The 19,305-nt window shown below is 60.4% G+C and carries 18 protein-coding genes; 3 read left to right on the top strand and 15 right to left on the bottom strand.

Translation table 11 applies throughout. The features are described 5' to 3' along the window. The first annotated feature begins 6 nt into the window (after positions 1 to 6). Positions 7 to 315: a hypothetical protein gene (locus AARI_RS16620; protein WP_013350403.1), complete on the top strand. Its 309-nt coding sequence runs from the start codon at positions 7 to 9 to the stop codon at positions 313 to 315. Between the two features lie 16 nt (positions 316 to 331). Here the strand turns inward: AARI_RS16620 and rraA are convergent, their stop codons facing one another. The 6 genes from rraA to AARI_RS16650 form a co-directional block, all read right to left on the bottom strand. After that, the gene (rraA, locus tag AARI_RS16625) at positions 332 to 808 is read right to left on the bottom strand and encodes a ribonuclease E activity regulator RraA (RefSeq protein ID WP_013350404.1); all 477 of its coding nucleotides are present in this window, start codon (positions 806 to 808) and stop codon (positions 332 to 334) included. 92 nt (positions 809 to 900) lie between these two features. Then, positions 901 to 2,394 (bottom strand): amino acid permease, encoded by a 1,494-nt coding sequence (locus AARI_RS16630; RefSeq protein ID WP_013350405.1) that lies wholly within the window; start codon positions 2,392 to 2,394, stop codon positions 901 to 903. 108 nt (positions 2,395 to 2,502) lie between these two features. Continuing rightward, positions 2,503 to 2,796: a hypothetical protein gene (locus AARI_RS16635; protein WP_102599195.1), complete on the bottom strand. Its 294-nt coding sequence runs from the start codon at positions 2,794 to 2,796 to the stop codon at positions 2,503 to 2,505. A gap of 38 nt (positions 2,797 to 2,834) precedes the next feature. Beyond that, positions 2,835 to 3,428: a DUF308 domain-containing protein gene (locus AARI_RS16640; RefSeq protein ID WP_013350407.1), complete on the bottom strand. Its 594-nt coding sequence runs from the start codon at positions 3,426 to 3,428 to the stop codon at positions 2,835 to 2,837. A gap of 55 nt (positions 3,429 to 3,483) precedes the next feature. Next, positions 3,484 to 4,704: an alpha-hydroxy acid oxidase gene (locus tag AARI_RS16645; protein WP_013350408.1), complete on the bottom strand. Its 1,221-nt coding sequence runs from the start codon at positions 4,702 to 4,704 to the stop codon at positions 3,484 to 3,486. Positions 4,705 to 4,734: 30 nt separating this feature from the next. Then, positions 4,735 to 6,048 carry an MFS transporter gene (locus AARI_RS16650; RefSeq protein WP_013350409.1) on the bottom strand — a complete coding sequence of 438 codons (1,314 nt, stop codon included), beginning with the start codon at positions 6,046 to 6,048 and terminating at the stop codon, positions 4,735 to 4,737. Positions 6,049 to 6,178: 130 nt separating this feature from the next. On the opposite strand from AARI_RS16650, the gene AARI_RS16655 reads away from it, so the two are divergent. Beyond that, the gene (locus AARI_RS16655) at positions 6,179 to 6,814 is read left to right on the top strand and encodes a GntR family transcriptional regulator (RefSeq protein WP_013350410.1); all 636 of its coding nucleotides are present in this window, start codon (positions 6,179 to 6,181) and stop codon (positions 6,812 to 6,814) included. Between the two features lie 105 nt (positions 6,815 to 6,919). On the opposite strand, the gene AARI_RS16660 is transcribed toward AARI_RS16655, so the two are convergent. Then, positions 6,920 to 8,260, bottom strand: a complete 1,341-nt coding sequence (locus tag AARI_RS16660; protein WP_013350411.1) for an MATE family efflux transporter — start codon at positions 8,258 to 8,260, stop codon at positions 6,920 to 6,922. Positions 8,261 to 8,465: 205 nt separating this feature from the next. On the opposite strand from AARI_RS16660, the gene AARI_RS16665 reads away from it, so the two are divergent. Beyond that, positions 8,466 to 9,254: an MBL fold metallo-hydrolase gene (locus tag AARI_RS16665; RefSeq protein WP_013350412.1), complete on the top strand. Its 789-nt coding sequence runs from the start codon at positions 8,466 to 8,468 to the stop codon at positions 9,252 to 9,254. A gap of 44 nt (positions 9,255 to 9,298) precedes the next feature. Here AARI_RS16665 and AARI_RS16670 read toward each other — a convergent pair whose 3' ends face one another. The 8 genes from AARI_RS16670 to AARI_RS16700 all read right to left on the bottom strand — a co-directional run bounded on the left by AARI_RS16670 (position 9,299) and on the right by AARI_RS16700 (position 19,296). Continuing rightward, the gene (locus AARI_RS16670) at positions 9,299 to 10,498 is read right to left on the bottom strand and encodes an MFS transporter (protein ID WP_013350413.1); all 1,200 of its coding nucleotides are present in this window, start codon (positions 10,496 to 10,498) and stop codon (positions 9,299 to 9,301) included. 3 nt (positions 10,499 to 10,501) lie between these two features. Beyond that, complete coding sequence (locus tag AARI_RS16675; RefSeq protein ID WP_013350414.1) at positions 10,502 to 11,272, bottom strand: CPBP family intramembrane glutamic endopeptidase; 771 nt, start codon at positions 11,270 to 11,272, stop codon at positions 10,502 to 10,504. Between the two features lie 71 nt (positions 11,273 to 11,343). Beyond that, entirely contained in the window at positions 11,344 to 12,636 is a 1,293-nt protein-coding gene (locus tag AARI_RS16680; RefSeq protein ID WP_013350415.1) for an SH3 domain-containing protein, read from the bottom strand. Between the two features lie 551 nt (positions 12,637 to 13,187). Continuing rightward, positions 13,188 to 15,278, bottom strand: a complete 2,091-nt coding sequence (locus tag AARI_RS16685; RefSeq protein WP_013350416.1) for an ABC transporter ATP-binding protein — start codon at positions 15,276 to 15,278, stop codon at positions 13,188 to 13,190. Further along, entirely contained in the window at positions 15,279 to 17,012 is a 1,734-nt protein-coding gene (locus tag AARI_RS16690; RefSeq protein ID WP_013350417.1) for an ABC transporter ATP-binding protein, read from the bottom strand. 298 nt (positions 17,013 to 17,310) lie between these two features. After that, positions 17,311 to 18,201, bottom strand: coding sequence for an amidohydrolase (locus tag AARI_RS16695; RefSeq protein ID WP_322786089.1), 891 nt, complete (start codon positions 18,199 to 18,201; stop codon positions 17,311 to 17,313). 20 nt (positions 18,202 to 18,221) lie between these two features. Further along, a complete protein-coding gene (locus AARI_RS20375; protein WP_322786090.1) occupies positions 18,222 to 18,521 on the bottom strand; it encodes a zinc-binding metallopeptidase family protein in 300 nt (99 codons plus the stop codon). A gap of 124 nt (positions 18,522 to 18,645) precedes the next feature. Beyond that, positions 18,646 to 19,296: a 4a-hydroxytetrahydrobiopterin dehydratase gene (locus AARI_RS16700; protein ID WP_013350418.1), complete on the bottom strand. Its 651-nt coding sequence runs from the start codon at positions 19,294 to 19,296 to the stop codon at positions 18,646 to 18,648. Positions 19,297 to 19,305: the final 9 nt, after the last annotated feature.

The following is a 19,305-nucleotide window of genomic DNA, read 5'->3' on the forward strand; positions in this document are numbered from 1 at the left end:
CAGTTCATGACTCAGGAAACCCACGCTTCAGATGATTACGAGGCACGGTTGGAAGCTGCTGAAAGCGGCCCCTTGAAAGCCGCCGCTCGCTGGGTTGTCGCCCTGGCTTCCGCCACCCTGGGCGATGCCGAGTACGAAGCGAATGAGCCCCAGGTAGTCGTGCATTCCCGCCTGGATGATTCCGTGCTTCTGCGCATGACAACATCGAGTCTCGAAGAAGCTGAGCGGCTGATTGTCCAGATCCGCGAGGACCTCCAGGCCCTGAGCACCGAGGAGTTCAAGGCGGAGTGGGAAGGCGCCGGCGACAAGTCCTAGCCGGGCCAGCTGGCGCTTAGTTTTCGACGAGAATTCCGTCGATATCCGCATACACCATGGCACCCGGACGGATCTTCACGTCCCCGATGCTGATCACTTCATCCACTGAGCCATGCGAGCGCTTGACGGTTTTGCGCGGGTTGCTGCCCAGCGCCTTGATGCCAAGCTCCATGTCCGCCAGCGCGGCACGGTCGCGTACCGCACCGTTGATCACGACTCCGGCCCACCCGTTGGCCTCGGCGCTGGCGGCGATCATGTCGCCCATCAGGGCATAGCGCAGCGAGGCTCCGCCATCGACCACGAGCACCGCTCCATTGCCCGGGAAGCTCAGGATCTCCTTGACCAAGCCATTGTCCTCATGGCACTTCACGGTACGCGCCGGGCCGTAGAAGGACAGCCGGCCGCCGAAGTCCTGGAACTGCGCCGAGATTGACTGCAGGGCGTCGCCATGCTGGTCATAGAGGTCGGCCGTGCTGATCGGTTCCTGATGCATGGTGCTTCCTTCGTGAGCTGCGATACTGGTTCACCCCACAGCTTAGCCCCCAACGCTTGCGCACCTTCGGGCATGTCGGAAAGTTTAGCGTCCTACAGGTTCAGTTCCGCTTCATAGGCTTTGGCGTCCAAGGCGCCAAGTCGCGAGTTGCGGCGGCCGAAGCCCAAGTAGATGCCAGCTCCTACCGCCATCCAGATGCCGAAGACCACCCAGGTGATCCCCGCCAGGTTGAACATCAGGAACAGGCAGGCGGCAATGCCCAGGATCGGGGTGGCCGGGTACAGCGGAACTCGGAAGGTACGCGGGGTATCCGGCTGGGTTTTGCGCAAGTACATTACCGAGACGCCCACCAGCGAGAAAGCGAACAGGGTGCCGATACTGGTCGCCTCTGCCAGCTGGCCCAGCGGAATCAGCGAGGCGGCAATGGCCACGGCCCCGCCGGTAACGTAGGTGCCGATAACCGGGGTGTGGGTCTTCGGCGAAACCTTGGCGAAGAAGCGCGGGATCAGGCCATCGCGGCCCATGGAAAGCAGGATGCGGGTCTGTCCATATAGCGTGGTGAGCACCACCGAGACGATGGCGATGACCGAAGCAAGGGCGAAGGCCAGGACCATCCACTTCTGTCCGGTGATTTCGGAAACGATCTGCACCAGGGCCGCTTCGGAGTTCGCGAACCAGTCCCATTCGCGGGCGCCGATGGCGGCCACAGCAACCAGCACGTAGATCGTGGTCACCAGCACCATGGCAATCATGATGGCCCGGGGAAGGTCCTTCTGCGGGTTCTTGGCTTCCTCGCCGGCAGTGGAGGCCGCATCGAAGCCGATGTAGGAGAAGAAGACCATCGAGGCCGCGCCGGTGACGCCTGCCGCACCCATTGGCAGCAACGGAGCAAAGTTGCCGGCGTTGAATGCCGTGAAGGCGACGACTACGAAGAAGATGAGGATGGCGATCTTCACGATCACCATGGCAGTGTTGGCCAATGCCGATTCACGGGCACCGCGCACCAGCAGCAAGGTCGCCAAGATGACCACGATCAGTGCCGAGAGGTTGATGATTCCCCCATCGCCTGGACCGGCGGCCAAGGCTTGCGGCAAGGCCAGTCCGAAGATCTCCAGCGTCTGGTTCACATACGCGCCGGCTCCAACTGCCACGGCCGCCGCGGAAACTGCGTACTCCAGCACCAGGCACCAGCCGCAGATCCACGCCATGCCTTCGCCCAAGGTTGCGTAGGAATAGGAGTAGCTGGAGCCGGAGACCGGGACCATGCCAGCCATCTCGGCATATGACACGGCGGAAAGCAGCGCGGTGATGCCCGCCAGCACGAATGCGATCCAGATGGCTGGGCCGGCCACTGGCACGGCGGAGCCGAGGATCACCAGGATGCCGGTGCCCAAGGTGGCTCCGACCGAGATCATGACCAGCTGGGTGACGCCCAGCGAGCGCTTGAGCGAGCCGAGACCGGCGTTGTTAGCTGCGTCGTTGGCCATCGCCTCGATGGACTTGCGGCGGCGCAGCTGCTTGCCCAGTGGGGTGTGGCCGTACTGCTCGGGGGTACTCCTGCTACTCACTTGAAATCCTTGGTGCATGCTTGAGGCATCCTGCCTCGGTCAATTGGCCCGGCAAACGACAACGCGCTGGGACTATCTGTGAATGGATAGTCCCAGCGCGTCAGGCCGCGTGGCTAAGCTTTATTATCAGTCTTCAAACTTCTTATCCGGGTTGGCAGAGGATCGGTTGACCCCGGTCCCCTTGCCCAGTTCAGGATCATTGTCCTTGGCTGCCATGGTCATTACCGATATGACCAGCAGGCTTGCGATGAAGGCAATGCCGAAACATGCCAGGCCGATGTCGAAGCGCAACGGATTCTGCGACCCGCCGGTGGAGGTAATCAAACCGACTATCCCAGCGACAACCGCCAAGATCAGGGAGAAGCTCAATGGGCCTTTAATTGACTGGCTCCACGGTTGCTTCTTCTTGTTGTTTCCCACCAGAAACTCCGTTTCTACTTTTGCTTCAGACCTAAAGACTAGTTGTTTTCTTGGCCTGGCGTGTTGGTCGTGGTCGGGGCAGCTGCCTTCATTTCATGGCGATGGCCAAAGGCGGCAATCAGCGCGAAGACCGCAAGAATGATGGTGCCGCCGCCAATCAGGCCGAACAGCGAGTGCGCATCCATACCTCCGCTGAAGCACAGCGAGATGGCCAAGATCACGCCAACAGCACCAGAAACAAGCTGGTTCCTAAACGGCGGGAAGGCCTCGCGGTACTTGGCGAAGACGATCAATTCAGCAATACCGCCCGCCAGGAATGCCAGGGCACCCACATAGCCAACCCATGCAATCGAGGTGACGAAGATGATGGCGATACCAGCGAAAAGCATCAAACCTGCGCCCAGTGCATATGGTGCGCGCGATTTTTCCGGCGCACTTTCCACTGCTACGTACTGCCACATGAACACGCCAGTGACAACGAGGAATGCAGCTGTGGAGTACGTGACGACCTTGTCATCTGCGCCGATCCAGAAAATCGACATCAGGGCATAGGCCAGAGCCGCCAGACCACGCAGGAAGACTGGGCGGAATACATCAGCGGCTTGAACTGGGGTGGTTTTTGGTGCAGGCACAATTTCTATTCTACCGCTCATAGAACTAACCGCCACTTCGTGCGGGTAAATCACATCAGCTACGGCGGCGAATCAGCGACTCGTCCAGATCCTTGATGCTCGCAGCGCCCATCAGCTGCATATTCACTTCCACTTCCTTGGCCAGCAGTTCGATAGCCCGGCTCACGCCCTCCTCGCCGCCAGCCATCAGCCCGTAGAGGTAGGCACGGCCAATGAGCACGAAGTCCGCGCCAGCACAAAGGGCCGCGACAATGTCCGCGCCGGACATGATGCCCGAATCCATGATGATTTCCATCTCCGGGCCTACCTCTGCACGCACTTCGCTCAAGGCTTCGAAAGCAATTGGTGCGCGGTCCAGCTGCCGTCCGCCGTGGTTGGAAACTACCAGCCCATCGGCACCGGCGGCCTTGGCCTTGGCGGCATCCTCGGTGGTGAGCACGCCTTTGACGAAGAGCTTGCCCTTCCATAGCTCGCGGATCCACCTCAGGTCCTCGAAATCCAAGGAGGAATCGAACATGGAGTTGATGATCGTTGGCAGGTCCGCAGAGGTATCGGATAATGATGCGAACTTCAGCGAATCGGTAGTCAGGAAGTTGTACCACCACTCCGGGCGGTAGGAAGCATCAAGCACGGTCTTCAGCGTCAGCTCCGGCGGAATCTTCATGCCGTTGCGTGCATCGCGCAAGCGCTGCCCGGCCACCGGGGTATCCACGGTCACCAGCAGGGTGTCGAAGCCTGCAGCGGCGGCGCGTTCCACCAGTTTCTTGGACTTTTCCCGGTCCTTCCACAAGTAGAGCTGGAACCACTTGCGGCCTTCGGGAGCTGCTGCGGCGACTTCTTCGATGGAGCGGGTGCCCATGGTGGACAGGCTGAAGGGAATTCCTGCTTTCTGGGCAGCGCGCGAGCCGCCGATTTCACCTTCAGAATGCATGAAGCGGGTGAACCCGGTGGGAGCAATGCCAAAAGGCAAGGCCGAGGGGGCACCGGCAATGGTCGTGGAAAGATCCGAATGCGCGGTGCCGTGCAGGATGCGTGGCAGCAGCTCGACGGAGTGGAAGACCTGGCGGGCCCGGGTAGCGGTGATTTCGCGTCCGGCTGCGCCGTCCACGTAATCGAAAGCGGCGGTGGGTGTCCGTCGTTTGGCGATGGTCCGCAGGTCCCACACATCAGCGGCTGCGGCCAAGCGTACGGCTCGGCGGTTGGCCGAAGGCAGCTTGAACTTCATCAGGCTGAGCAGTTCAGCCACATCTGGTAGTTGGCGCTTGAGGTTGCCCATTACTTGTTCTTTCTCCTGCGAAATTATTGGTCAGTACAGCGTGCGCGAGCTGGCGCGGGTGCCGATGAAGATTGCGATGGCCGAGGATAGGCAGCAGAGGACCAGGTAGCCGGCCGGAGGCACGATGGAACCACTTCCTGCTTGCAGAAGTGCTGCTGCAATGAGCGGCGAGAGCCCGGCGACAATCGCTCCGTTGAGTTCTCGCGCTAGGGCAATCCCGGAAAAACGGACCGATACGGGGAACAGCTCGGTCAGGAACGCTCCTTGGGCGCCGGATGTACAAGGAATCACCAGTGCGTAGCCCACAGCGATGCCGAAGAACCCCAGAAGGAATTCGCCGGTGGAGAGCAACGCGAAGATGGGGAATGCCAGAATCAGCCCGGAGATGTTTCCGGCGGCCAGCACCTTGGAAGCACCGAATTTGTCAGCCAGCCATCCTCCCACCGGCGTGAGCACTACCGAAACCAAGGAACCCAAGGTCACTGCGAGCAATGCCTGGCTGCGTTCCATTCCGCTGGAGACCATCAGGCTCAGCGCGAACACCGCAAGGATGTAGTTCGTGGCGTTGTGCCCTGTGATGGCCAAGAATCCCAAGACCACCCGGCGCCAATGCCCAGCGAAAACCTGCACAATGGGAAGCTTGGCCTGTTGCTGGTTGGCACGTGCCGACGCCATGGCCGTGGCATATTCAGGGGTCTCTTCCAGCTTGTTGCGGATGTAGATTGCCACGATGAATAGCAGGGCCGAGATCAGGAACGGGATGCGCCAGGCCCAGCCGAGCAAGACTTCATCCCCGGCCAGCGAGACCAAGAAGAAGCAGACGGTAGCCAGGGCGATGCCTAGTGGCGGGGTGGAGAGCACCAGCGAAGTGTAGAGTCCGCGTTTTTTGGGCTCCACGAATTCGGCCACCAGGGTCATGGCGCCGGTCAGTTCCGCTCCAGCACCAAAGCCCTGGATCAGGCGCAGCAGCACCAGCAGGCCTACGGACCATACGCCCCAGGTTTGGGCGGTCGGCAGCAAACCGATACCTACGGTGGCGATGCCCATCAAGATGATCGAGAGCAGCATGGCAGGACGGCGGCCCACCCTATCCCCCAGATGCCCGATGAGCACGCCGCCCAGCGGACGGGCCACGAAGCCCACCGCGAAGGTGGCAAAGGAGGCGATGGATGCCGCTGATTCACCGGCGCCGGCGAAGAACAGCGGACCGATCACCACCGATGCAGCAGCTCCGTAGAGGGCGTAGTCGTACCATTCGATGGCCGTGCCGAAGACCGAAGCGAGCAGGGCTCGACGCCGGTTGCGCGCTTGCTGCGTGCTGGCTGAGTTCTGGGTGGTCGCCACAGTCTGAGTCCTTGGGTTGAAGTAGGCTAGCGTAAGATACCTGAAATATATTTCAACCCAGACTAGAGTGTTCTCCAGAAGGACGCCTAGAACAGGTCGCTAAGTTACGACCCATCAGAATCGGAGAAGCATGGCCAACTCGATCTCCGAAAGGCTCACGCAGACCCTGCGAGAACGCATCAACCGCGGAGAGCTCGCCCCTGGCACCCTGGTGATCGAACCGGCGTTGGCCCAGGAATTCGAGGTTTCGAAAACCCCGGTGCGCGAATCATTGCGCCAGCTCACCAGCGAAGGGTTATTGCAGGTGTTGCCCAAGAAGGGCTACCTGGTGCGGGCGATCTCGATGAACGATGTCTATGAAGTCCTGGAACTGCGAAGCCTGCTCGAGCCGCATGTGGCAGGACAGGTATCTGCCATGCACTCGGCAGCCTTGATCGTTTCCCTGGCCGGGCATCTAGAAGCCCAGGAAAAACTGGCCGTCAGCGACCCCATAGCCTCAATGCACGCTGCCCAGCGCTTTCATAGCGAATTGGCCGCGGCATCGCGCAACTCGCGCATTGTGGCCAGCTTGGAGAACTGCTTCACGCAGACCGCACGCGCGCACTATGTACTGCCCTCCATGCAGCCCTACATGTCGCAATCCGATGAGCTGAGCGAGCACCAGCAAATCCTGGCCACCATCCAGCAGTCTGACCCCGAAGCGGCCACCCGGGCCATGGCACTGCATCTGGACTCCATCCGGCGCGCGATGCTCGGACAAGCCTAGTTCCAGCACCCCCTCGAATCCCAAGGCAGCGTGGCACTGGGCGCAACGACATCTACTCGGGCAGGACCTTAGCTGCCCGCCGAGCGCTTGCCTGTCCCTGGCGGTTCAGCTGCCCAGGCGCATCCATGCAGTGCTCTTGGCACGAAGCGACAAGGTCACCCCGCGAGCAGCCATATAGCCAATGGCGAAGGCAACCCAAATCCACAAGATCGAACTGTGAGCATCGGAAGCAAACGCTTGGACTGCCCAAAGCATCGGTGCATAGAGAACCAGGTTCACTACGCCCACCAGTCCGAGGTAGCGGGCATCTCCGGCGCCAATGAGTACGCCATCAAGCACGAATACCAAACCGCACAACGGCTGGGACAATGCCAGGATCCATAGGCCTACCGTGGTCAGCTGGCGGATCTGCTCATCTGGTGTGAAGATCATCGGGAACACCCACGAGGTGGCCAACAGCAAGGCGCCTGTGGCGATGCCGAAGTAGATTCCCCAGCGGCTCATGATGCCGGTGAGCTTGCGAACCCGCGCCGCATCTCCACGCCCCAGTTCCTGGCCAATCATTGCTTGGGCGGCGATAGCCAGGGCGTCCAACGCGAAGGCCAGGAAGCTGAAAATGGTGAAGACCAGCTGATGCGCGGCCAGGGTCTGCGTGCCGGAATTGGTGGCAACAATAACGGTGAGCAGCAGTGCGGCGCGCATGCTCAGGTTGCGCAGCATCAGCCACGATCCGACTTGCCCGGTGGAGATAAAACCGGACCAGCTCGGAGCCATGGATATCCCCTGCTGGCGAATACGTGGCAAGATCATCCACAAATACACCGCGGCCATAATCCACTGGGCAATGGAAGTACCCAGAGCGGCACCGGCCACCGACATGTTCGCACCGTAGACCAACGAAAAATTCAGTACGATATTCAGGCCGAATCCTGCGGTGGCAACCACCAGCGGGGTTTTGGTATCTTGCATTCCGCGCAACACTCCGGTGGCGGCAAGGACCAGCAGCATGGCTGTCAATCCGGGCAACGAATAGTGGATGTAGTCCACGGCAAATTCTGCAGTGGCGCCCTGGCCACCCATCATCGAGACCAGGCCCTCCGCGGTGAAATATCCCAAGCTGGAGAGCACGATTCCAAGCACCACGGCAAACCACATGCCATCACGGCCAGCGGCCATGGCCTTGGGCAGATTGCCTGCGCCGATGGCTCTGGCCACGGCAGGAGTAGTGGCATAGGCCAAGAAAATCATGAGCCCTACCGCGGTCTGGAGCACCGTGGTGCCCAACGCGGCACCAGCCAATTCCTGGACGCCAAGGTGCCCCACTATGGCCGAGTCGGCCATGAGGAACAGCGGTTCAGCAATTAGCGCGCCCAAGGCAGGAACAGCTAAGGCAAGGATTTGCCGGGAAATGCTTCGCGGGGAATCAGTGGGGGTTGAAGGGTTCACGCTCCCACTTTACGAATAGCCGAGGTCTTTCACCATTTGCACCCGCCAGGCAAGACATCTTGGCGATATCGACAGCTCTGGAAGAAGGTGGCCGCAGCGACTACTTTGGAAGCACACAGCAGGCCAGTTTCTTGCAGCGTTTGAAAGGGCAGGTATACCCGTGGGCTCAGAATAAACCGGGCATTGGCAGTGTGCAGGATGCGCCGTGGAATTTCCGCCGGGAGCACAACCGTCTGGACAGTGTCCTATTTGCGCCGATGAACGCCAATACTTCCCCGGCGGCACACAGCGCTGGGTGCGGACCGAAGAGTTGCTCCAGGACGGTCATGAATTGACTTTGACCTCCCTGGAACCGGGCCTGACGGCAATTTCTTGCCCCGAGATCGGGATCGGGCAAGGCGCCTTGCTGGTGGAGAGCACCGAAGGGAATTTGCTGTTTGATGTTCCCGGACTGATCACTGACCAGATCATCGATTGGCTGAAGTCGCGTGGACGCTTGGCTGGAATCGTAGCCAGCCACCCGCATATGTATGGAGTGCAGCAGCAGTTCAGCCAGGCCATGGAAGATGCGCCGATTTATATTGCTCGCAAAGATGCCCAATGGGTGCAATATTCTTCTGCCGCGATGACCCTGTGGGACGACGAGTTCGAGGTGCTGCCTGGTCTGAAGCTGCTGCAAATAGGCGGACATTTCCCCGGGAGCACCGTTGCCGGTTGGGAGGCCGGTGCCGATGGGCGCGGGGTGTTGTTTGCAGGTGACGCAATTTTTCCGGTGGCCGATGGCAATGTGACTTTCCTGCGCAGTTACCCAAATAGGATTCCACTTTCCGCCGCTGTAGTGCGCCGGCTGGCCAAGAGCGTGGAAGCGCTGGAATTTGACCGGCTCTATAATAATTTCGCCACCTGCATCCAAAGCGATGCCCACCGCATCGTGCAGTTCTCTGCTGAGCGTTATGCCCGGTGGGTATCAGGAGAACTTGACCATTTAACCTGAGTTTTCCGGCTCAAGCATTAAATATGCCTTATTTGGAATATTTCTCAGGAGCGGAGTGAAGGATCGTTCTTCGACAAGAAGGAGGCCAGAATAACCGCTAGGACTTGCAGTCCTGCCACGCTGAGCACGACGCTTCCCCAGCCATAGTGGATGAAGGGGATACCAATGAGCCAGCCCAAGAGTGACGAGCCGACGTAGTAGAACAGGTTGTACAAGCTCGATGCCTGGGCGCGAGCTCCAGTGGCCAATACCGGAACCCAACCGCTGGCCACAGCATGGGCGGCAAAGAACCCAGCGGTGAAGATCAGCAAGCCCAAAATGATCAGTACCAAATTGCCGGCCAACGTCCCCAGCAGCCCCAGTGCGCTGACCAAGATGCTGATCCGCAGGGTGTTACGGCGTCCTAGCTTGGCTACTACTTTTCCACTGGCCACCGACGTATAGGTTCCAGAGAGATAAGCCAGGAACACCAGCGCCGCCAGTGACGGCGGGATCAAGTAGGGCGCGGCTTCGAGCCGGAATGCCAGATAATTGTAGACGGCGACGAATCCACCCATGAGCAAGAACCCCTGGGCATAGACCAGCGCCATCTTGCCGCGAAATGCGCGGGCGAATTTTCCGGCGATTGCACGCAAGCTTTGATTGCGGATCGGTTCGAAGCCTTGGGCATCCGGAGCTTTGAGCAAGAAGAACAGTGTGGCTATGGCAGCCATGATGCTCACCGCGGCGATCCCCCACCGCCATCCGGCAGGATCGCCCACGAAGCTGGCTACCAAACGTCCCGCCAGGCCGCCTAAGGTGGTCCCGGAAATATAGGTCCCGCTTGCCACCGCCACGGCCCGCGGGCTGATCTCATCGACGAGGAAGGCTAGTGCCGAACCGGGTACGCCGGCAAGAGCAACGCCCTCAAAGAAACGGATCACCACCAGCACTTCAAAGTTCGCAGATTGCGTGCTGAGCAATCCCAGAGCCACCGAGGAAACCAAAGCGACGCAGATGACCTTCCGCCGGCCCATCCGATCAGAAATAATTGCCCAGGGCGTTACTGCCAGCGCCAATCCAAGGGTGGCCGAGGAGACTGCCAAAGCTGCTTGGGAGGAAGAAATCTGAAAATAGCCAGCGATGACTGGCAGCAGTCCCTGTACCGCGTAGAGCTGCGAGAAGGTCGCAACACCCCCTACGAACAGTGCCAACAGCATGCCCCGATAGGCAGGAGTATGCGGTTCAATTCCGGTAAAGGGCACGCTTTAGACTCCCATGGGAAGCAGCGGGTACAGCAGGTACACCACCAGCAGAGCCACCGTGTTGTTGATGACGTGCAGCATGTAGGAATACGCCATGGATTTGCCCGAGAGGATGTAGGCAAGGCCCATCATCACACCGAGCATGAAGTACGGAACGACTTCGAGCCACGAGCTGATGCCCGCACCGATGAAGTGGATCCCTGCGAACAGCACCGTGGAGACCAACGCACAGAGCCAGACATTGAACTTGCGTGAGAGCTTGCCGATCAGCAGATGGCGGAACAGGTATTCCTCCACGAAAGGGCCGAAGAGCGCAGTCACCACCAGCATCACCGGAAGCGGAACGGTGCCGGCCATGGATTCCAATGCAGCTTGGTTCTCGCTTGTCACCGCTTGGCCGGTCAGTCCAGCGATGATTGCGTTCACCGCAATGGTCAGCATCCAGCCGCCTGGCAGCATCAACCATTTGGCCACGGGGTGATACCGCATGGTTTTGAAGGATTCGAAGAATTGCGGGCCGCATTGGATCATCGCGAGGATGAAGAAACTGACATACAAGATCAGGTTGATCCCGAACAGCGCTTGGTCAGGCGTTGAGAATGCATCCATATATCCGGGGATCAGGCTGATCAGCCCGGCGGCGCCGCCGACAAAGAAGATCAGATAGGCAAGAACGGTCCAGAAATCACCTTTGGTAAATTTTCCGGCATCAAAGGTGCGTTGCCTAGGCCTCGGTGCCAAATAGGGATTCATGTACTCTGGCCGTTGTTGCATATGACAAGCCTAATCGTCTTCCATGTGGATTCCCCTATAAGACCAACTGCCGGCATTCCCAGCGGCGGGGATCACTGTCCGTTGTATTCGAAGTGCCAGGCTTCCGCATAGGGATTGCGACTTCCATCGGCCCGGAACTCCTCCAGATTCTTTCGGTGCAGCCAGTTGTACTTCTTCGAGTTGGATTTCAGCCACTTGTAGTATTTCCCGCGGAACGAATAGGCATGGGACTCGGGCACATCGATGGCCAGTCCCCAACCGTGGTTCGAAGTACCCGGTTTCGCTGCAATATACGCGCCGAGTTCCTTGTAGTAGTACTTCTGCGTGTCCAAGGTGCGATAGGCCAGGTCTACGTCGATGTTCTTGCCGAATTTTTTCTTGAACGCCGTGTTCATTCGCGTGAGATCCGCGAGCGCAGGAGCGGCGATCAAGGTCTTTTCCTTGTCCCAGGGAATAGCGGCGAGCATCGATTCAGGCAGCATTCCATTGGCTTTCTTCACAACCTGTTTACGGGTGTAGTTCTTCGTGTTGGAGGTTGGTGCGGTGCTTTTGCGTGCCAACGCCGAAGCCTTCATCCAGCCATCCATTCCCTGGGTGCGCACGAAATACCAACCAGCCACCGGCCCACCGGCCTTCTCCCATCGCAGGTCCCGGTAGACAATCGAGTTTTTCGGAATATCCCCGATGCGAAGCCGCTTGCCGGCAGCCGCGTAGAGATCCGTGCCCGAGGACTTCGTGAAGTAGCGATCGTTCAAGCCGGCCCGATTGGTCGTGTAGGCACCGGTATCGACTTGGCAGCCCTTGACGCAGGTTTGCACATGCTTGTGAGAAACCCAGCCAGTTTTTTTCTTGTAGGTGATCTTGTACCACCCATTGCTGGCCCGAGCTACTGCTTTGACAGCCGCATTCTCGGGCAAGGAACCTATGATCTTATGGCTGGTGCCTGCCCCTTGGCGGATGTTGACAGCAGCGGTCGCGTTGACCCACAGGTTGATTTTCTTCGATGGGCCGGACTTCGGCTTGGGTGCCGGATGGCGCGAGACGGCCTTGGCATATTTGTTGGAGATCCAGCCTGTTTTCTTCTTGTACGACACTTTGTACCAGCCATTGGCTGCCTGCTGGGAAACAGGCACCGTGGTGTTCTTCGGAATCGTGCGCACGATTGCATATTTGGTGCTCTCGCCCTTGCGCATGTTCAGGTTGGCAGTGGTTTTCACACTGGCAACGCCGGTCTTAGCCAGCGGAACGGCAGCAGTCTCCACAGCAGCCAGCGCCGGTGCAGCTTGGGACGGAACACCCAGCCCTACGAGTAGCAGTGACGCAGCCATCAAGGCCGCCAAGAATCGTGGACGCAGGATTCGCATTGCCTGACCGCTCCTTGCTTTCCGTGTGAAGACCAGTGGAAGCCGCACAGTCCGGCATCAGCCGTTGCGCCTTTGCTGGCAGAGGATCGTACCTCCCGATCCCGCCAACTGCTAAGAACAGTCGCTGGATGCTTCGCCTATTATTTCATAAAACCGGTCGTCAGGATCTGTTAATTGCCCCACGAGCCAGTCCGACGCGGAATTTCTATTCGAAGGCATAGAACGGACTCCCGACGCAGTGCAATTTGAAATGCTTCGCGAATCCGTGACGTGCAGGCAATGCCTGCCGGCTGCACGCTAGTTTTTGTCGAATCCCCCAGGGGCCTTATCGGCAAAGTCTGGGAACTACATCTTGCAGCTGACTCAGGCAATCGCAGCACCAATGATTGGTGCCACGATAAGCACCCATAGCTGCCCCAGCGCTTCTGGGCCCGCGGACCATGCCACGCCCAACGAACGTGCAGAGCAATCCCCCTTGAGCTTGGACGCGACAATGCCGCAGCCAGAAGAGGTCTTCTTCGTGCTGCGGCATTGGTGTTGCTCGCCTGGATTTAGCTCGTCAGTGGCTGATCCGGATCGTTGGCCCCAGGAGCATCGGCTAGCGGCATGCCGCCGGTTACTGCGGCTACCGCTGCAGTATCGGGATTCGCATCCACGTCCTCAGCCGGACCGGCGAACTGCGACTGGTACAACCGGTAGTACGCACCGCGGGATTCAAGCAGCTTCTCATGGTTGCCCTGCTCGACGATCTTGCCCGATTCCATCACCAAAATGGTGTCGGCATCGCGAATCGTCGAGAGCCGGTGGGCAATCACGAAGCTGGTCCTGTCGCTGCGCAACGCGGCCATGGCCTGCTGCACCAGCACCTCGGTACGGGTATCCACCGAGCTGGTCGCTTCATCGAGGATCAACAGCGACGGGTTGGCGACGAATGCACGGGCAATGGTGATCAGCTGCTTCTCACCGGCCGATACGTTTGTTCCTTCTTCGTCGATGATGGTGTCGTAGCCATCTGGCAAGGCCCTGACGAAGCGGTCCACGAAGGTCGCATTGGCTGCTTCGATCACTTCCTCATCGGTGGCATCCAGGCGTCCGTAGCGGATATTTTCCATGATCGTTCCGCCAAAGAGCCATGCATCCTGCAGCACCATGCCCACCTTGGAACGGAGGTCGGCACGGGACAGCGCAGTGATGTCCCGGTTATCGAGCATGATCTTCCCGGAGTTCAACTCGTAGAAGCGCATCACCAGATTCACCAGGGTGGTCTTGCCAGCCCCGGTAGGTCCCACAATGGCTACCGTATGCCCCGGATCCGCGTCGAAGGACAGGTCCTCAATCAGCGGCTTGTCCGGGCTGTAGGAGAAAGACACGTTCTGGAAGGAGACATGACCGTCGGCACGGACAGGCAAGGTCTCCTTCGCGTCATCCGGATCCTGCTCCTCGGCATCCAGCAGCTCGAAGGTGCGCTCGGCCGAAGCCACGCCGGACTGCAGCATGTTCGCTACGCCCGCAATCTGCCCCAGCGGCTGGGTGAACTCTCGGGAGTACTGGATGAACGCGGTTGCATCGCCCAGGCTCATGGTGCCCGAAGCCACGCGCAGCCCGCCCACTACGGCGATGCCCACGTAGGCCAGGTAGGACACGAAGTTCATTACCGGCATGATCATGCCCGAGACGAACTGGGCGCCGAAGCTGGCCCTGTACAGCTCCTCGTTGCGCACGGTGAAGCGTTCCACCATGTCTTCTTCGCGGCCGAAGACCTTCATCAGCTCGTGGCCGGAGAAGGATTCCTCGATCTGGCCGTTAAGCGCTCCGGTGTTCTTCCACTGCGCAGTGAACAGCTTCTGCGCCCGGGTGCCGATGATGCCCGCGGCAGCCGCGGACAGCGGCAGGGCCACCAGCGCGATCAGCGCCATCTGCCAGGAGACCACGAACATCATGATCACGATGCCGATAACGGTCATGGCCGAGGAGACCAGCTGGCTCAGCGCCTGCTGCAGCGCATTCTGGATGTTGTCCACGTCGTTGGTCACGCGCGAGAGCAGATCCCCGCGCTGGCGCGTATCGAAGTAGTTCAGCGGCAACTTGTTGATCTTGTCCTCGACGTCCTTGCGCAAGTTGTAGACCACGCGCATGACCAGCTTGTTCAGCAGCCAGCCCGAGGCCCACGAGAAGAGCGAGGCGACGAAGTACATGGAGAGCACAATCAGGATGTACTGCGAAAGCTGGGTGAAGTCGATGCCCTGCCCGGGGACGAAGTCCACCTTGGAGAGCATGTCGGCCTGGGTTCCCTGCCCGGAGTCGCGCAGCTGCTGGATCACCAGCTCCGCCGGCGTGCCGGCCGGGATGTTCTTGCCGATCAGCCCGGCGAAGATCACGTCCATGGCCTTGCCCAGGATCCGCGGTGCGATCACCGAGAGCACCACGTACACGGTGATCAGCGCGAACACCAGGACCATGCCCAGCTTGTACGGGGACATCAGCCCGACCAGGCGCTTGGCCGATGGCCAGAAATGCTCGGCCTTGCGCACCGGGGCGCCGCCGCTCCAGTCGTCGGCTCCCGCCGCGGCATCGAATTCGTTGACGTCCGCAAGCTCGCTTTCGAGCTGTTCCGGATCGATATTCTTCTGCTTCTTCGCCATTTAGGCCACCTCCTCCACGCTCAGCTGGGATGCCACGATTTCCTGATAGGTTTCCGAGGTTTCGAGCAGTTGCTCGTGGGTACCCCGGGCCACGATTTCGCCATGGTCCAGGACCAGGATCTGGTCCGCACCGGTAATGGTCGATACGCGCTGGGCCACGATGATCACCGCGGCGTCCTTGGTCGGTTCGGCCAGGGCCGCACGCAGCCTGGCATCGGTGTTCACATCCAGTGCCGAGAAGGAATCATCGAAGAGATAGGTGCTCGGCTTGGCGGCCAGGGCCCGGGCGATGCACAAGCGCTGGCGCTGGCCGCCGGAGACGTTGGTGCCGCCCTGCGAGATCTTGGAATCCAATTGGCCCTCGCGTTCGGCGACGAACCCGTCGGCCTGCGCTACCTTCAGCGCCTCCCACAGCTCCTCCTCGGTGGCATTCTGGGCGCCAAAGCGCAGGTTGCTGCCGATGGTTCCGGAGAACAGGTAGGGGCGTTGCGGAACCGCGGAGATATTGCGCGAAATGGTGTCGCGTCCCAGTTCGGCCAGCGGCACCCCGCCAATCAGGATTTCGCCTTCGGTGGCGTCATAGAGCCGCGGGATCAGGTTCAGCAAGGTGGTCTTGCCGGCACCGGTGGAGCCGATGATGGCAGTGGTCTGCCCCGGCTTGGCGGTGAAGGAGATATCGTTCAGCACCGGCGCCTCGGCGCCGGGGTATCCGAAGCTGACGTTCTTGAATTCCACGGTGCCCGGGGTGGGCAGCGCGATCTGCCGTTCGGCGGCATCGAGCATGCTCGGCTCGCTGTCGAGCACCTCGGAGATGCGGTCGGCCGAAACCATGGCACGGGGAATCATCATGGCCATGAAGGTACCCATCATGACCGCCATCAGGATCTGCAGCAGGTACTGCAGGAAGGCGGTCAGCGCGCCGACCTCCACCTGGTTGTTATCCACCCGGTGCCCGCCGAACCACAGCACGGCGGCGGTGGACAGGTGCAGGATCATGGTGATCGCCGGGAACATCAGCACGAACAGGTTGCCGACCTTGACACCGAGGTCGGTCAGTTTCTGGTTGGCATCGGCATAGCGTTGGGTCTCATGCTCTTCGCGCACGAAGGCGCGCACCACGCGGATGCCGGTGATCTGCTCGCGCAGCACGCCGTTGATCCCGTCGATGCGGGTCTGCATATCGCGGAACAGCGGCATGAGCTTGATGACCAGCAGGCCCACGACAATGAGCACCAGCGGTACCGAAACCCAAACGAGCCAGGACAGTCCGGGATCTTCGCGGATGGCCATGATCACGCCGCCGATGGACATGATCGGCGCGGTGATCATGAAGTTCAGCGCCATCAGGGTGAGCATCTGGATCTGCTGCACGTCGTTGGTGCCGCGGGTGATCAAGGTAGCGGCGCCGAACTTGTTCACGTCCTGGGCTGAGAAGGTCGAGACCTTTTCGAAGACCGACTGGCGGATGTCGCGTCCCACGCTCATGGCGGTTTTGGCTCCGAAGTAGACGGCTGCTACCGCGGTGGCTACCTGGATGAGGGCTACCACCAGCATCAGTCCGCCGGTACGCCAGATGTAGTCGATATCGGCTTTGACCACGCCGACATCGATGATCTTGGCGTTCAGGCTGGGCAGGTACAGCGTGGCCACGGTGGTGGCCAGCTGCAAAATGACTACGGCAATGATCCACCCCATGTACGGCTTGGAGTGTTTCAAGATGAGCTTGAGAAGCATGTGGAAAATCCTCGCTGGCATCAAGCTCTCCGGCATGCTGGACCTTCGGATTAAGGGCAGCGTGATTGAAGAGCGATTGCCAGTCTAGCGCTCGCCTTGGACACTTTGAATCATCCTTGCGATTGATTTTTATCAATCACTGGCAGGCACCCGCATTCCCGCAGGATCCCGGGCATGGTGGCGTTAATCATAAACAGTGTATTTGCCGGCAGGACAGGTGCCGGTTACTTGCCGCCAGCTCCTCTTGCGGTGGACATCACCGTTCTGCCTAGTTCAGTGCCCCGCGGCCCAGATAGGCCTAGGCGGCCACCACCTGGGCGCGGGTTCCGGTTTCCAGGGTCGGATGGATCGCCGGGGCGAAGAATGACGAGTGGTTCGCCGGGATCTTCGAGGCAACGGTGCCCTCGGCGACCGCCGCCCGGTAGGCGTCCGGATCCGCGCAGCCCACCGTCCAGTAGGTGTACGGGACCCCGAAGGCATCGGGAATGGTGCTGAAGTCTTCCGAGGCGGTGGCCGGGTCGGCCTGGTAGACCTGCCCCTCGGCGAAATGCTCTTCAAAGGCCTTGGTGACCTTCTCGTTGGACGCCGCGTCATTGCTGGTCAGCGGGAACTGGTCGTAGAACTCGAAGTCCGGTTCCTGTGGCGAGCCGGCCGCGGCGCATTCGCCGCGCACGATGCGTTCGATGGAGTCGATGACGTGCTGGCGCAATGCCGGATCGTAGGTGCGGATGTTCAGCAGCAGCTGGGCCCGGTCCGGGATGATGTTCGCGGTGCTGCCGGCGTTCACTGCGCCCACGGTGAGCACGGCGAACTGCCCAGGGCGGGTTTCACGCGAAACGATAGTCTGCAGCTTGAGCACGATGGATGAGGCCAGCACCACCGGGTCCACGGAGTTGTGCGGCATCGAGCCGTGGGCTCCGCGCCCGTAGACGGTGATGCGCAGGCTGTCCCCGGCGGAGAGGAGCGGCCCTGCGGTGGTGCCGATTTTCCCGGCTTCCACCGGCATCACGTGCTGGGCCAAGGCCACCGCGGGCTTGGGGATCTTCTCCACCAGTCCGTCGGCCATCATTGCCTTGGCTCCTGCGGCGGTTTCCTCGGGCGGCTGGAAGATCGCGATATGGGTTCCGGTCCAGGCGTCCTTGTGTTCGGAGAGCAGGCGCGCTGCGCCCAAGAGGGTAGCGATGTGCATGTCGTGGCCGCAGGCATGCATCACGCCTTCGACCGTGGATGAGTAGTCCAGTCCCCGGTATTTTCGGTGACCGGCAGTGCGTGGATGTCGGCGCGTGCCAGCTCTGCAGGTCCTTGTCCGTTGGCCAGCACGCCCACGATTCCGGTGCCGCCGATCTTGTGGATCTCATAGCCCAGGGCACCGAGCTCCGAGGCGATCCGTGCGGAGGTGTCATGTTCTTCCAGTCCCAGCTCGGGATGCCGGTGGAAATGCTGGTAGAGCTCGCTCTGCCAGGGCAGTTGCTCCTGGAGGGAATCGATAATTTCCTGTACGGCACCCATTTTTCGTTCCTCTCAGGCCCTGGCATCGGTGTCCGCCGGGGTGGCGGACACTCGGGCTACGGTTCAATCTTCAACTTGTCCATCGGCGGGGACTCAGTCCCGAACATGAAGCAAGGCTTCTGGCTCAGCGGTCCGCTTCGGTGCAGAGGCAAAAGCGGTTCCCTTGCCGGTCCGTGGCCACGTAGAAGCCCGGCGCATACTGCTCATCGATCGCGACGCCCTGCTCCTTGAGCGCGTCCAGCACCTTTGCGCTTTGGGAATAGGGGTTCCAGATATCCAGGTGAAGCCGGTTCTCATTCGGGGTCGCCGTCTGCTGGAACCAGATGGCCGGCTTCCGGTGATCCGGGTCCGCCAGGCTGCCATCTTCTTGCACCTTGTACCCCAGCCCGGCAGCCCATTGCGCGGCAATGGCCGCGGGGTCATCGGTATCGATGCCGATTTCCACCGCACCGATCAGGTCCACCCGCGGTTTGGCTCCCAACGCTTCGGCCCGCTCGGAAATCTTGGAAGCCAGCGCGATATCCCGGGCAGTGATGGCTCCACCGGCATCATGGGAGGTCGTGGAGACGAAGAGGCGGTTATAGCGCCAGTCCACATCCGGGTGGTGGTTATCCATTTCCGCGGCCCCGGCGATATCGCTGAACAGCTCAATGGCCGCGGCGGAAGTCCTGGTCTGGAACACGGCCGCGATGGCTCCTGGAATTTCGCGCCAATGCGGCAGCTCCTCCAGGTAGTCACGCAGCTGCTGGTTGCTGAGAATATCTGTGTCGCTCATGGTTCTCCC

Source organism: Glutamicibacter arilaitensis Re117 (genome assembly GCF_000197735.1).
GTDB lineage: Bacteria > Actinomycetota > Actinomycetes > Actinomycetales > Micrococcaceae > Glutamicibacter > Glutamicibacter arilaitensis.

Excerpts from the sequence above, each read along its gene's own strand:
- AARI_RS16620 (WP_013350403.1), top strand. The coding sequence starts at position 7 with ATGACTCAGGAAACCCACGCTTCAGATGATTACGAGGCACGGTTGGAA.
- AARI_RS16630 (WP_013350405.1), bottom strand. The coding sequence starts at position 2,394 with ATGCACCAAGGATTTCAAGTGAGTAGCAGGAGTACCCCCGAGCAGTAC.
- rraA (WP_013350404.1), bottom strand. The coding sequence starts at position 808 with ATGCATCAGGAACCGATCAGCACGGCCGACCTCTATGACCAGCATGGC.
- AARI_RS16675 (WP_013350414.1), bottom strand. The coding sequence starts at position 11,272 with ATGCAACAACGGCCAGAGTACATGAATCCCTATTTGGCACCGAGGCCT.
- AARI_RS16685 (WP_013350416.1), bottom strand. The coding sequence starts at position 15,278 with ATGGCGAAGAAGCAGAAGAATATCGATCCGGAACAGCTCGAAAGCGAG.
- AARI_RS16655 (WP_013350410.1), top strand. The coding sequence starts at position 6,179 with ATGGCCAACTCGATCTCCGAAAGGCTCACGCAGACCCTGCGAGAACGC.
- AARI_RS20375 (WP_322786090.1), bottom strand. The coding sequence starts at position 18,521 with ATGGGTGCCGTACAGGAAATTATCGATTCCCTCCAGGAGCAACTGCCC.
- AARI_RS16645 (WP_013350408.1), bottom strand. The coding sequence starts at position 4,704 with ATGGGCAACCTCAAGCGCCAACTACCAGATGTGGCTGAACTGCTCAGC.
- AARI_RS16695 (WP_322786089.1), bottom strand. The coding sequence starts at position 18,201 with ATGCACATCGCTACCCTCTTGGGCGCAGCGCGCCTGCTCTCCGAACAC.
- AARI_RS16690 (WP_013350417.1), bottom strand. The coding sequence starts at position 17,012 with ATGCTTCTCAAGCTCATCTTGAAACACTCCAAGCCGTACATGGGGTGG.
- AARI_RS16680 (WP_013350415.1), bottom strand. The coding sequence starts at position 12,636 with ATGCGAATCCTGCGTCCACGATTCTTGGCGGCCTTGATGGCTGCGTCA.
- AARI_RS16700 (WP_013350418.1), bottom strand. The coding sequence starts at position 19,296 with ATGAGCGACACAGATATTCTCAGCAACCAGCAGCTGCGTGACTACCTG.